General features: G+C 40.7%; 9 protein-coding genes and 1 pseudogene. 5 read left to right on the forward strand and 5 right to left on the reverse strand.

The window, feature by feature from the left end; genetic code table 11:
* Positions 1 to 232: 232 nt before the first annotated feature.
* On the forward strand, positions 233 to 1,867 hold the full coding sequence (gene pyrG / locus IHV77_RS08730) for a glutamine hydrolyzing CTP synthase (RefSeq protein WP_194811583.1): 1,635 nt from the start codon (positions 233 to 235) through the stop codon (positions 1,865 to 1,867).
* Positions 1,868 to 2,101: 234 nt separating this feature from the next.
* Here pyrG and nhaA read toward each other — a convergent pair whose 3' ends face one another.
* Positions 2,102 to 3,271: a Na+/H+ antiporter NhaA gene (gene nhaA, locus IHV77_RS08735; protein ID WP_194811584.1), complete on the reverse strand. Its 1,170-nt coding sequence runs from the start codon at positions 3,269 to 3,271 to the stop codon at positions 2,102 to 2,104.
* A gap of 402 nt (positions 3,272 to 3,673) precedes the next feature.
* Here nhaA and brnQ point away from each other — a divergent pair, with 402 nt between their 5' ends.
* A complete protein-coding gene (gene brnQ, locus IHV77_RS08740; protein WP_194811585.1) occupies positions 3,674 to 4,972 on the forward strand; it encodes a branched-chain amino acid transport system II carrier protein in 1,299 nt (432 codons plus the stop codon).
* Positions 4,973 to 5,227: 255 nt separating this feature from the next.
* Here the strand turns inward: brnQ and rlmB are convergent, their stop codons facing one another.
* A complete protein-coding gene (gene rlmB / locus IHV77_RS08745; RefSeq protein WP_194811586.1) occupies positions 5,228 to 5,968 on the reverse strand; it encodes a 23S rRNA (guanosine(2251)-2'-O)-methyltransferase RlmB in 741 nt (246 codons plus the stop codon).
* A 104-nt stretch (positions 5,969 to 6,072) separates the two neighbouring features.
* On the reverse strand, positions 6,073 to 8,421 hold the full coding sequence (rnr, locus tag IHV77_RS08750) for a ribonuclease R (protein WP_194811587.1): 2,349 nt from the start codon (positions 8,419 to 8,421) through the stop codon (positions 6,073 to 6,075).
* 229 nt (positions 8,422 to 8,650) lie between these two features.
* Between rnr and IHV77_RS08755 the strand changes: the two genes are divergently transcribed.
* The 3 genes and pseudogenes from IHV77_RS08755 (at position 8,651) to IHV77_RS08760 (ending at position 10,409) form a co-directional block, all read left to right on the forward strand.
* Positions 8,651 to 8,908, forward strand: coding sequence for a hypothetical protein (locus IHV77_RS08755; RefSeq protein ID WP_194811588.1), 258 nt, complete (start codon positions 8,651 to 8,653; stop codon positions 8,906 to 8,908).
* A pseudogene (locus IHV77_RS12070) lies at positions 8,884 to 8,973 on the forward strand (IS1595 family transposase); the annotation flags it as partial. The gene IHV77_RS08755 and the pseudogene IHV77_RS12070, both read left to right, overlap by 25 nt.
* Positions 8,974 to 9,017: 44 nt before the next feature.
* Entirely contained in the window at positions 9,018 to 10,409 is a 1,392-nt protein-coding gene (locus tag IHV77_RS08760) for a nicotinate phosphoribosyltransferase (protein ID WP_194811589.1), read from the forward strand.
* 220 nt (positions 10,410 to 10,629) lie between these two features.
* Here IHV77_RS08760 and IHV77_RS08765 read toward each other — a convergent pair whose 3' ends face one another.
* Positions 10,630 to 11,298, reverse strand: coding sequence for a putative quinol monooxygenase (locus IHV77_RS08765; protein WP_333473535.1), 669 nt, complete (start codon positions 11,296 to 11,298; stop codon positions 10,630 to 10,632).
* Positions 11,299 to 11,672: 374 nt separating this feature from the next.
* Positions 11,673 to 13,025, reverse strand: coding sequence for an esterase-like activity of phytase family protein (locus tag IHV77_RS08770; protein ID WP_194811591.1), 1,353 nt, complete (start codon positions 13,023 to 13,025; stop codon positions 11,673 to 11,675).
* Between the last annotated feature and the right edge of the window lie 133 nt (positions 13,026 to 13,158).

Below are 13,158 nucleotides of genomic sequence, written 5' to 3' on the forward strand. Positions count from 1 at the left end.
GGTATCGTAGCGGGCTCAGCCTTTGTAATTTCATTCAAAAATAATTAATAAATCCAATTTTTAGAGACAGATCAACTTAGCTTTCCATTGAGTTACCTTAACAAATCAGGTAAACTACCGTCCCGTCTATTGATAGCTAATCCTCTTTGATTTCTGACCGCACTTTCGGTGGAATATATAAGCAAAGTGATTAGCTATAATCATTTCTATCCCAACAAAGATTAGGTTCTCTATGGCTACAAATTATATTTTCGTTACCGGTGGTGTGGTTTCATCGTTAGGTAAAGGCATTGCAGCGGCCTCATTAGCGGCAATTTTAGAAGCGCGTGGTTTAAACGTGACCATTATGAAACTTGACCCTTACATTAATGTGGATCCGGGGACAATGAGCCCTACACAGCATGGTGAAGTCTTTGTTACTCAAGACGGCGCTGAAACAGACTTGGATCTCGGGCATTATGAACGTTTCATTCGTACCAAAATGACAAAACGTAATAATTTCACCACCGGTAAAATCTATTCTGAAGTATTACGTAAAGAACGCCGTGGTGATTACTTAGGGGCAACCATTCAGGTTATTCCGCATATTACCAATGAAATCAAAGATCGTGTTATTGCCGGGGCGCAAGGTCATGATGTCGTGATTGTAGAAGTGGGGGGCACTGTCGGGGATATTGAATCTTTACCCTTCCTCGAAGCCTTACGTCAGCTGGCGGTACAAGTGGGGCGTGAACACACCTTATTTATGCATTTAACCTTAGTTCCTTACATTCCTACAGCCGGTGAAGTGAAAACGAAACCGACGCAGCATTCCGTGAAGGAATTGCTTTCTATCGGGATTCAACCGGATGTATTGATCTGCCGTTCTGACCGAATGATTCCGCCGAATGAACGTGCGAAAATTGCACTATTTTGTAATGTGCCGGAGCGTGCGGTTATTTCATTAAAGGATGTCAATTCGATTTATCAAATTCCGGCATTATTAAAATCTCAAGGTTTAGATGATTTCGTATGTGAGCGTTTTCGTTTGAATTGTCCGGAAGCGGATCTTTCCGAATGGGAACAAGTGCTTTATAAACAAGCGAATCCGGTCGGGGAAGTCACCATCGGTATGGTCGGGAAATATATCGAATTGCCGGATGCCTACAAATCCGTGAATGAAGCATTAAAACACGCAGGCTTAACCAATCGCCTAACCGTGAATATCAAATACATTGATTCGCAAGATGTAGAAACCAAAGGCGTAGAAGTATTAAAGGGGATAGACGGTATTCTTGTACCGGGTGGTTTTGGTTATCGCGGTGTGGAAGGCAAAATTATGACTGCACAGTATGCGCGTGAAAATCACATTCCCTACCTAGGCATTTGTTTAGGAATGCAAATTGCATTGATTGAATATGCACGTAACGTTGCGGGACTAGCCAAGGCAAACTCCTCCGAATTTGACCGCACTTGCGAACAACCGGTGGTAGCGTTAATCACCGAATGGCAGGATGCGGAAGGAAATACAGAGGTTAGAACCGATAACTCGGATCTTGGCGGAACGATGCGTTTGGGAGCACAACAATGCCATTTAATCGAAGGCAGCCGTGCGCGTGAATTATATGGTTCGGAAATTATTGAAGAACGTCATCGCCACCGCTACGAAGTGAATAACACCTTGCTTCCTCAAATTGAAAAGGCAGGCTTGAAAGTGACAGGTTTATCTGCGGATAAAAAATTGGTGGAGATCATCGAAGTGCCGAATCATCCTTGGTTTGTGGCTTGTCAATTCCATCCGGAATTTACTTCCACGCCACGTGACGGTCATCCGTTATTTGCCGGGTTTGTAAAAGCGGCTTATGAAAATCATAAAAAGTCAGCGTAAACTTGTTTGATTCATTAATCACTTAGTGTGCCGAATCTCTAAAATTTTAATACCCTAGATAAAAATCAGGGGGGAACTGTATCCCCCCCTAATCTGATAATCCGAAGTAATTAATTAGCCGATAGCATATCGTTTTACCTACCGAAATGGATTTGATCATTTAATCTGTCCGGTATTCTATCCGTTATATTTTTAGCCTTACGATCTCACTAAGTCTTTTTTCTTGATTGTTTATTAATGGGAAACGGACGTTGTTTTTTTCAAACAATAATATCCAACAAGGGCTGAAACCGTAGAGCCAAGCAAGATCCCCAAGCGTGAAAGCGCATTCACACTTTCGCCTGCGTTTGCCTCAAAGGCGAGACTTGCCAAAAACATCGACATGGTAAAACCGATACCGCATAAAATTGCGACTGCAAAAATTTGTTTAAAGTTAATTCCCTCCGGGAGTTTCGCAATGCCGAGTTTTACCGAAAGATAGCTAAAGCCGAATACACCGATCGGTTTACCGATAATCAAACCTAAGGCGATGGCGAGGAGTAACGGTGAAGATAGCATTGATAAATCAATCCCTTCAAAGCTCACTCCTGCATTGGCAAAAGCAAATAGCGGCAGAATGAGGAATGAAGTCCAAGGCACAAGCAGATGTTCAAAGTCTTCTAATGGCCTTTCGCCTTTTTCACCTTTTAACGGAATGCAGAAACCGATAATCACTCCTGCAAGTGTGGCGTGTACACCGGATTTTAATACGGATGCCCATAAAATGACGCCTGCTACCATATAGGCGCAAAGCGCGGTAACTTTAAAGCGATTTAATGTGATGAGTAAGGCGATGGCAATCCCAGCAAAGATAAGCGCTTGAATACTCAATCCGTGAGAGAAAAATAAGGCAATGACGACAATTGCGCCTAAATCATCAATAATCGCTAGGGCGAGTAAAAAGATTTTTAATGGCAAGGGGACTTGTTTACTCAGAAGCGCCATAATGCCGAGTGCGAAAGCAATATCCGTTGCCATTGGGATTGCCCAGCCGTTGGCAAAGGCTGGTTCTTGGTGCGTGATAAACACATAAACTAAAGCCGGGATCACCATGCCGCCTATTGCTGAAAGGGCAGGGAAAACGGCTTGTTGATAACTGGAAAGAGAGCCTGCTAACAGCTCGCGTTTTACTTCCAATCCTACTAAAACGAAAAATACCGCCATAAAGCCGTCATTGATCCAATGAATCAGTGTTTTATCAATAGAGAAACTACCGATTTTAATGCTCACCGGTAAATTCAAGAAATCGTTGTAAGCGCCATTTAAAGGCGAATTGGCAAAAAACATTGCGATTAATGCAGAACAAAGCAATAAAATGCCTCCTGCGGATTCAAGTTTAAAAAATCGTTGTATAAGTGGTAACACTAAAATCTCTCCAAAAAAGTTAAAAATAAATTTACAAAAAATTAACGAACTTCAGATATTACCACAGTTTTTCGCTTATACGGAAAAGCGAGACAAAAAAGTGCGGTCATTTTTCACATATTTTCGGCATTATGTAGCAGTTGCACAAACCATTGTAGGGGGCGTTAGGCGAAGCTGCAACTCACCGACAGATGAAATGGTATATTACTCCTACGGCTAACGAACCCTACTCCCGATAAAGATTGGAAATAAAATTCTCTTTGTGCAACTGCTACATAATAATGCATATTTTTATGGTGAGACCGATAATGTGATTTTGTTCACATTTTTTCATGTTGAGATTAGGGTTATATTCGTCTTTATAGTAAACTTACCCCCCTTTTTTATTTATTGAGAAGATGTATGTTTGGTCGTAAAGATATTATTATTTTAGGGATGATGATTTTCGCACTCTTTTTAGGGGCTGGAAATATTATTTTCCCACCGATGGAAGGATTTTCCGCCGGTCATCATTGGGCGAGTGCCTCCTTAGGGTTTGTTTTAACCGGTGTATTAATGCCATTTATCACTTTAGTTGTGGTGGCAGTGCTTGGGCGTGGTGAAGAACTTATGCGCGATTTACCGAAATGGGCGGAAGTTATCTTTTTAACCACCTTATATTTGGTGATCGGTTCCTTGTTTGCTATGCCGAGGGTGACGAATGTAGCCTATGAGATGGCTTGGTTACCCTTAAACATTATGGAAGATAGCAGTAGCACACACTTTATCTTTTCTCTTATTTTTAATCTTATCGGTATGCTATTTATGCTGCGCCCGAATACGATTATCTCTACCGTAGGCAAATTTATGACACCGGCCCTCCTCGTGTTATTAGTTGTGGTGGCCGTGAATGTGTTGATTTCTCCTCTTTCGGAAATTGTTGAACCGAGCAACGCCTACGTAACAAATTCCGCGATTACGGCAGGTTTGATCAGCGGTTATCAAACGATGGACGTACTCGCGGCGATTGCATTCGGCGGTATTGTCGCGCGTGCATTGGCTGTGAAGAATGTATCCTCTACGCAAAAAGTAATGAAATACACGATTTCAGCCGGTTTAATTTCCGTGCTTTTGCTCGCCCTATTGTATTTCTCGTTATTTTATTTAGGGGCAACAGGGGCAAAAGTTGCAGAAGGGGCAACGAACGGCGGACAAATTTTTTCTCGCTATGTAAATGCCTTATTTGGAATAGGTGGCACCTGGATTATGTCTGGCATCATTATTTTGGCAAATCTCACGACCCTTGTAGGGGTAAGCAGTGCATGTGCGGATTATTTCTCTAAATTCCATATTCGTTTGTCTTATCCGTTTTGGGTGGTAGTTTTTACCATTTTAACCACCACAATCGCACAAACAGGTTTAACGGAATTATTGCGTATTACTATTCCGGCATTGTTATTAATTTACCCTGTCGCGATTATGTTGGTATTCTTACAAATTATCCGTAGTAAATTGCCGAATATTCAATTCAGCTATTATTCTACTTTGCTTGTTACTCTCTGTTTCAGCGCCTGTGATAGTTTGAAGAATATGAATTTATTACCTCAATCAATTGAAAATCTGTTGGGGCATTTACCGCTTTATTCGGCAGGGATGGCGTGGTTGATCCCATCATTTGTCGTGCTTGTCTTATCTTTCCTTTTCGGAAGAAAATCAATGTAATTTTACCTTTCACGATAAAAAATACCGAGCCCAAAATGCTCGGTATTTTTACAAAGTGCGGTCATATTTTAAGAGGTTTTACGGTATTATGTAGCACCTGCTCAAAACATTGTAAGGTGCGTTAGGCGAAGCCGTAACGCACCAATAGAGGGTTTTATGATGAAATGGTGCGTTATGCAAAGCTTAACGCCCCTACTCACGATAAAGATTGGAGATAAAATTCTCTTTGTGCGACTGATACATAATACCGAGGTTTTAGAAATTTAAACGCTGGCGAACAATTTCAAATAAACACACACCGGTTGCCACGGAGACATTTAATGAAGAAACCGATCCCGCCATAGGGATACTGATGAGTTGATCGCAATGCTCACGCGTTAAACGGCGCACACCTTCCCCTTCCGCCCCCATAACCAGCGCAATTGCACCATTAAGCTTGGTATGATAAATGGTATCTGCGGCTTCACCCGCCGTACCAACTACCCAAATATTATGATTTTGTTGTAGCTCACGAAGCGTGCGGGAAAGGTTTGTTACCCGAATAAGCGGAACGGTTTCTGCTGCGCCACAGGCTACTTTACGGGCGATAGAAGTGAGTTGTGCCGATTTATCTTTCGGAACGATAACCGCATCTACACCCGCAGCATCTGCGGTGCGCAGACAAGCACCAAGATTATGAGGATCAGTTACGCCATCAAGCACCAACAAAAGCGGATTTTGTTTATTGTTGAGAATGGCATCAAGATCATTTTCATTGAGTTCTTTTGCCGCCTGCACGCGAGCGATCACCCCCTGATGCACTTCACCGTTTGCTTTTTTATCTAAGGTTTGGCGATTTACAAACTGCACGCTGATACCCATAGTGTATAGCTCGTTTAATAAAGGTTGTAGGCGTTTATCTTCGCGCCCTTTTAGTACAAAGACCTCAATTAAACGTTCGGGGGTATGGGTTAAAATGCTGTTGACGGCGTGAATACCGTAAATTTGTTCTGACATAAATTTTCTTTCTCTCAATTTTGTAGGTGGTGGAAGCGGACATTTTCGCATTGATTGGATTGTCTGTGCGAAATGGTGATAATTCCTTCAACCTTCCTAAATAACTATTTCTTTGATTTTCTTGATTTGCTAGAAACTTCTTTCTTTTTTACCGCACTTTTTCGCTTTTTTCCGATTTTTGACGGTAATTCTTTAAATATTTTCTTGGCTTTTTCTTTGGTGGTTTTTCCTGCTCGGCGTGCTTTTCGTTCGCTGCTTAGCAAAGAGAAATCCATCATTTTTTGTTCTAAATGGACGGCTTCTACACGAATACGCACTTTATCGCCCAAGCGATATTGCATACCGCTGTTTTCACCGATCAAACGTTGTTTTGTGGCATCGAACTGATAATAATCATTTTCTAGCGTAGAAATATGCACTAAACCATCAATGAACAGTTCGTTCAAACGCACAAACAAACCAAAACCGGTAACGGATGAAATTACGCCGTTAAACTCGTTGCCTATGTGATCCAACATATATTCGCATTTCAGCCAGTCAGCCGTTTCACGCGTGGCATCATCGGCTCGGCGCTCGGTCATTGAACAATGATCGCCCAATAAATCCATTTCATCAAAGGAATAACGATAGCCGCCCGTTTCGGTGGTTTTGCGTTTTGTGCCTTGTTTTTTGGCAAGTAAATATTTAATACCACGATGAAGTGTTAAATCTGGATAACGGCGAATCGGCGAAGTGAAATGTGCATACTCTTCTAAGGCTAAACCGAAATGCCCGATATTGTCGGCATGATACACGGCTTGGCTAAGAGAGCGAAGTAGCATCGTTTGAATTAATTCGTGATCAGGGCGTTCTTTCACCTTCTCCAACAGGGCGGCGTAATCCTTGGTGATCGGTTTTAAACCGCCTTCTAACGTTAAACCGAACTCATTTAAAAATGTGCGGAATGAAGTGAGCTTTTCTTCACTTGGCGTGGCGTGAATACGATACAATGCCGGTTCATTGTTTTTTTGCATAAAATTTGCAGACGCAATATTGGCTAAAATCATACATTCTTCAATGATTTTATGAGCATCATTCCGAATCACTGGTTCAATTCGTTCAATACGTCCCATTGCATTGAAAATAAATTTGCTTTCAACGGTTTCAAAATCTATTGCACCACGCTGTTGACGGGCGGAAAGCAAGGCTTGATATAAATCATAAAGCGCTTCCAAATGCGGAACAAGCGGGGCATAACGTTCACGTAATTCGGTATCTCCCTCCAGCATTTTTGCCACCTTGGTATAGGTTAAACGAGCGTGAGAGTTCATGACCGCTTCATAAAAACGATAGTCGGTAAGTTTGCCCTTAGCGGAAATTTGCATTTCGCACACCATACATAGGCGATCTACTTGCGGATTAAGCGAACATAAGCCGTTGGATAAGATTTCCGGCAGCATGGGAACGACACGGTTTGGGAAATAGACGGAATTACCTCGTTTGTGCGCTTCAGCATCTAGGGCGGTGTGCAATCGTACATAGTAGCTCACATCTGCAATGGCAACCCAAAGTTTCCAGCTTTTACCCTGTTTTTCGCAATATACGGCATCATCAAAATCCCGAGCGTCTTCTCCGTCAATGGTAACGAGCGGTAGATTGCGTAAATCAATACGTCCTTTTTTCGCTTCTTCAGGCACTTCTTCCGTAAATTTTTTAACGTATTTTTCGACCGCACTTGGAAATTTATGGGGAATATCGTGATTGCGTAAAGCGATTTCCACTTCCATTCCTTTCGCCATATTATCACCCAAAATTTCCGTGATAATCCCCACCGGTTGGCTGAAATTGGAGGAACGTTCTTGCAATTCCACCACAACCACCTGCCCCATACGTGCGCCGTTGCGGTGTTCGTTCGGTACCAAAATATCACGCCCGATGCGGCTATCATCCGGCACCACATAACCGAAACCGTTTTCTAAGAAAAAACGCCCCACAATTTGTTTTTTTCGGTTCTCTAACACGCGAACAATACGGACCTCACGCCGACCTCGGCGATCTAAACCCGCTCTTTGGACTAAAACGAAATCACCGTGCATAACCCGTTGCATTTGGTGGTTGGGAATAAATAAATCCTCTTTTTGCCCCTCCACCTGCAAAAATCCGTAACCTTCACGATGACCGATCACCGTGCCTTTTATGAGATCTAATTTCTCCGGTAGGGCGTAACGTTTACGCTTTGTGAATACGAGTTGCCCGTCATTTTCCATCGCCCGCAAACGGCGGCGCATCGCTTCAATTTGCTCTTCATTATGAATAGAAAGTGCGGTCAAAATTTCTTCCCGATTCATCGGCGCATTATTTTCGCGAATGATATTTAAAATAAACTCACGACTTGGAATGGGATTGCCGTATTTTTTCAATTCCCGCTGATAATGGGGATCTTGATGAGGTAAGGTATTGGCTTTTTTTGTCATTATTTGGCGTTGTTTTGAAAATTTGAGAGAGTTTGGCACTAAGGAAGAAAGAATGCAAGGGAATAGGGTAAATTTGTGGGGCGGAGATAGACTTTACCGACCCACAAACCGGTGAGCTTATCCGCGGTAAAAGCGGTGGGGTTTTAGCGGTTCATCGTCTGATTAATAAACCTGAACGCCACGCCGCGTTGAAGTCTGCTATGGCGAACGACAACTACTTATCGCTCGGTTGTATCAATATGCCGACGGCGTTTTACGATGCGAACTTGCCAGAAAATTTGGCGGGCAAAAACAAAATCGTGAACAAAATTCGCCAAAAGTGACCGCACTTTCGGATAACGAAGTCGCACAAACCAACCCGAATATTGACGTGGATAAGCTCAAAGCGAGCCTGAAAAAGTCGTTGGGTAAACTCGCGGATAGCGTTCATTTAGTCAGAAGAAACAAAATCGTATTCAATGAAAAAACTTTCCATTATTATCCTTGAAAGAATGTGAATTTCGGTTTACCTTTGGGATATTAAAAAACAGCTTAAAACCCTGTGAAATTTAGGGCTAATCTAGGTTAGACCTTTTAATTTAAATGAGTTAAATGGAATGTACACATCTAATTTTTTAAATCTTATCTTAAATGTTGACAGTTATAAGGCGTCTCATTGGTTACAATACCCGCCTAATACGGAATATGTCTCTTATTATGTTGAGGCGCGTAGCGGAAAGCTTGATGTTGTTTTTTTTGGTTTACAAGCCTTTATCAAAGAATATTTATTAACTCCTGTTACCCAACGGGATATTGAAGAGGCGGAAATTGTGTTAAACCTGCACGGGTTGCCGTTTAACCGTCTTGGTTGGCAGCGTTTAATTGAGAAATATCAAGGGTTTTTACCATTAAAAATAGAAGCTGTTCCGGAAGGGACGGTGTTACCGGTAGGTAATGTGGTTTGCCAGATTGTTAATACCGATCCTGAGTTCTTCTGGCTGACAGGATATCTGGAAACCGCATTATTACGTGCAATTTGGTATCCTTCCACGGTGGCGAGTATTTCTTATTTCTGTAAACAGAAGATTAAACAGGCACTTGAAAAATCTGCCGATAATTTAGATAACTTATTATTTAAATTACATGATTTCGGCGCAAGAGGGGCTTCTAGTCTAGAAACCGTTGCTTTAGGCGGTTTGGCTCATTTGGTTAATTTTATGGGAACGGATAGTGTTTCTGCATTAGTTGCCGCCCGCCGTTGGTATAATGCGGAGCAAATGCCTGCTTTTTCGATTCCCGCCGCAGAACATAGCACGATAACCTCATGGGGCAAAGAAAGAGAAATTGATGCCTATGAAAATATGTTAAATCAATTCGCCGGTAAAGATAAAATTTATGCGGTTGTTTCTGATAGTTATGATCTTTGGTATGCACTGGAGCACATTTGGGGAGAACAGCTTAAAGATAAAGTAAAGGGACTCGGGGGAACTTTAGTTATCCGCCCGGATAGCGGCGATCCTGCCGAAGTAATATGCCGAGCATTAGAGATTTTAGCGCGTAAATTCGGTTCAACCTTGAATAGCAAAGGTTATCGGGTGTTGCCTGATTATATACGGCTTATTCAAGGAGACGGGATTAATAGTAATTCAATCGTGCCGATTCTAGAATCAATAATGGCTCACGGATTTAGCGTTGATAACGTGAATTTTGGAATGGGTGGGGGATTATTGCAACAAGTAAACCGAGATACGATGAGCTGGGCGATGAAAGCAAGTGCGGTGAATATCGCAGGTCAATGGCAAGACGTGTATAAAGACCCGATCACCGGTCAGGCAAAGCGTTCTAAAAAAGGTTTGCTCGCCTTGGTTAAACAACAACATCAATGGCAAACGATCCCTCTGCAGGCGTTAAATGGTCAAAAAAATCAATTGCGTACTGTGTTTGTTAATGGACAGTTATTAATTGATGATACTTTAGAAACGATTCGTATGAGAACGGAAAGTTGTTAATATCAGCTTGATTACATCTTTGAACGATTCGCAGTGCAACAAAAACACATCAACGTATTGAAAAGCCAAGAAGGCTCGGAAAACACAACGGAATAAACCGAAAACACTTTCCTTGTTTTTGAAAGAATGTGAATTTCGGTTTAATTTTTGGAAACAAAAAATAGCTTAAAACCTTGCAAAATGCAGTGAAATTTAGGATTAATCTACTTTAACCCTTCCCTTAAGGTTGAATAAAATTCAATTCCCCCTGATTTTCTAAAAACGCCGGTTGAATTTCCACATAATCTTTCGCTTTCAACATATTGCCTGTTTGTTGAATATAATCTTTAAAGTGGGGAGTGTTGCGGTGATTTTCATAAGCCGCATCGTTGGCATAAATCTCAAAGAAAAACCATTTATTGGGATTTTCTTCCGTTGTCGCCGCATACATTGCAATAACGCCTTCTTCCCGTTTTAAAGATTGCGCCATTTCCGCCGCAACAATGGCTTTAAATTTCGCATTATCTTCCGGTTTGACTTCCACCGTAACAAGATTTGTCCGCGTTTCGACTTTTTGCTGTACCTTTTTATCCCCTAGAAATTGTGCATTGAGCACAATACGTTTTTTGTGATCTGTTAAAATTTCAGGAGATGCTTGTAAAAATGCCTTGTATTGCGGTGAATTACGGTGTGCTTCATAGGCGGTTTGATCGGCATAGATTTCCACCATATATGCCATATTCGGATTTGCTTTTTGCTTTACCGAATACATTGCCAGCGTGCCTTTCTCGATTTGTATTGAGGTCGTTATATTGTGTTCGGCAACGGCATCATATTTTTCGGTCGCCCCTTCTTTTATGCCGAGTTCAAATAGATTGATGATTGGATTTGCGTTTACTGTTATTGCCATCGTTAGTCCTAAAAGTGCGGTCAAAAAATTTTTAGATTTTGAACGTTGACTTTGCCAATGGTGCCATAAGGTATAACAATCGCTCAAAGCGATTTTGTATAATTTTTTCATTGTTTTTTTCTTAAGTAAGAGGAAATCATCATGTGTGTAGCAAGCACACAAAGCTAAAAATAATATTATGTGTAACTCTAAAACGTAGAGATTAGGTTTATTATATATTAAGATTATGGTGGCTTTTGTCGGTTATTATCAATTACTCAAAAACATTGAGATTAACTTCTATTTAAAGAAGAGCAGTAAAAGCGTCAAAAAATAACCGCACTTTTGTTTTTAGTGAAATATAAAGGTGCGGTTGGTTTAGTTAGGCTTTGCGACTACTCAGCACTGAGTAATGCCGGTACTTTCAGTAAAATTAATTCGTTATCATCCTGACGATTAGGTTCGCGGCTGGATGAAAACGGAAAGTTATTATCATTACCGACAATAATGTGCTCATTATCCACAATATCTACGTTTTCAATAGTAAAAAATGGAAATGTGAATACTTCTCCGGTTAATGGTTTTAGACTGATTTTATTTGGATCGGCAATTTTGAGTAAATCAATGTAAGCAATTTTTTTTACTGCCTTACCAACGTTGTTATCAGAAAACGCTATCTTATAAACACGTTTAAATTTTGCCGGATCGGAAAAACAATGTGTTGTGTCTTCAAGATTTCTGCAGGCTTTATCAAGCGTTCCTTCTCCATTATCTCGTTCAATAATTAAACCGTTTTCAGCATCAATCATATTAAAATCACCGATAGCGTTATGTTCATTTTCTAAAGGATAAAACCAATAACGTCCCGTCCATTTTTGTTTATCAACATCAAACTCTAAAATACGTAATGAAACTTTACCATCTTTGGTTTCCCAACTTTGTTTATTTTCATCCCATAAAGGACCTTCTAATAATGGGTAAAGATATTTATTGTCAGGTGAGGCCGCCATTCCTTCATAACCTTTCGAACGTTTTAAATTAACATTTTTATAATGTTCGTTTGGTTTACTCGGTGAGACAATTTGGCTGTGATCGGGAGATTGAATTTTTATTCCGTCCACTTCACTTTCAAACACGGATAATATTTTTCCATCTAAATTTGCTTTAATTAGGTAAGGACCAAATTCATCACCAATCCAAATATTATCACCGATGATTTGAAAGCTTTCCGTATCGAAATCCGCCCCGGTTAAATATCTTTCCTTAGTATCTTCATGAGTGATACGAAACGGTACTTTTTTATCCGGATCGGATAAAAAGACAGTTTTAATTGGTTTAAATTGCCCTTGTGACCAGTCAACTTTGTATTGGTTTAAGTAAAGCATTGAATCGGCTGAATTTGCTTTACTGCCAAATCCATTATCTGTAAGGAGCCATACCGTATCTTTTCCGATGACTTTGATTCCGGAGTGTCCTTGTCGGGGTTGATTTTGAATTGGTAAAAAATGACCGGTTTCACGATCTTTCGATTTTCCTTGCACTGATTGTAATTTTTCTATCCGTTTAAATGTTGTATATTTTCCAGCCGTTTTTAAATCATTTGGTGCATTATTCGGCACCGAAACAACGGCATTTGCAGGTAATACAGCATGTGCAGATAGTTCAGCCGGTACTTCAAAGGCGGCTTGAACAACGCTTGTCATACCTAAGGTTAAACTCAATATAGTTAAAAGCTGTTTGTTTTTCATACATTTTTTCCTCTTTCATTTAATTTTATAAAGAGAATATATGGTAAATATGACGATAGTATGACAGTGAAATAAGTTCCTTTGAGTATGAATTAGGCGGAATATCAAGTAAGCTCGACCATGATTGAAACTA

This window comes from Rodentibacter haemolyticus (genome assembly GCF_015356115.1).
Classification (GTDB): Bacteria; Pseudomonadota; Gammaproteobacteria; order Enterobacterales; family Pasteurellaceae; genus Rodentibacter; species Rodentibacter haemolyticus.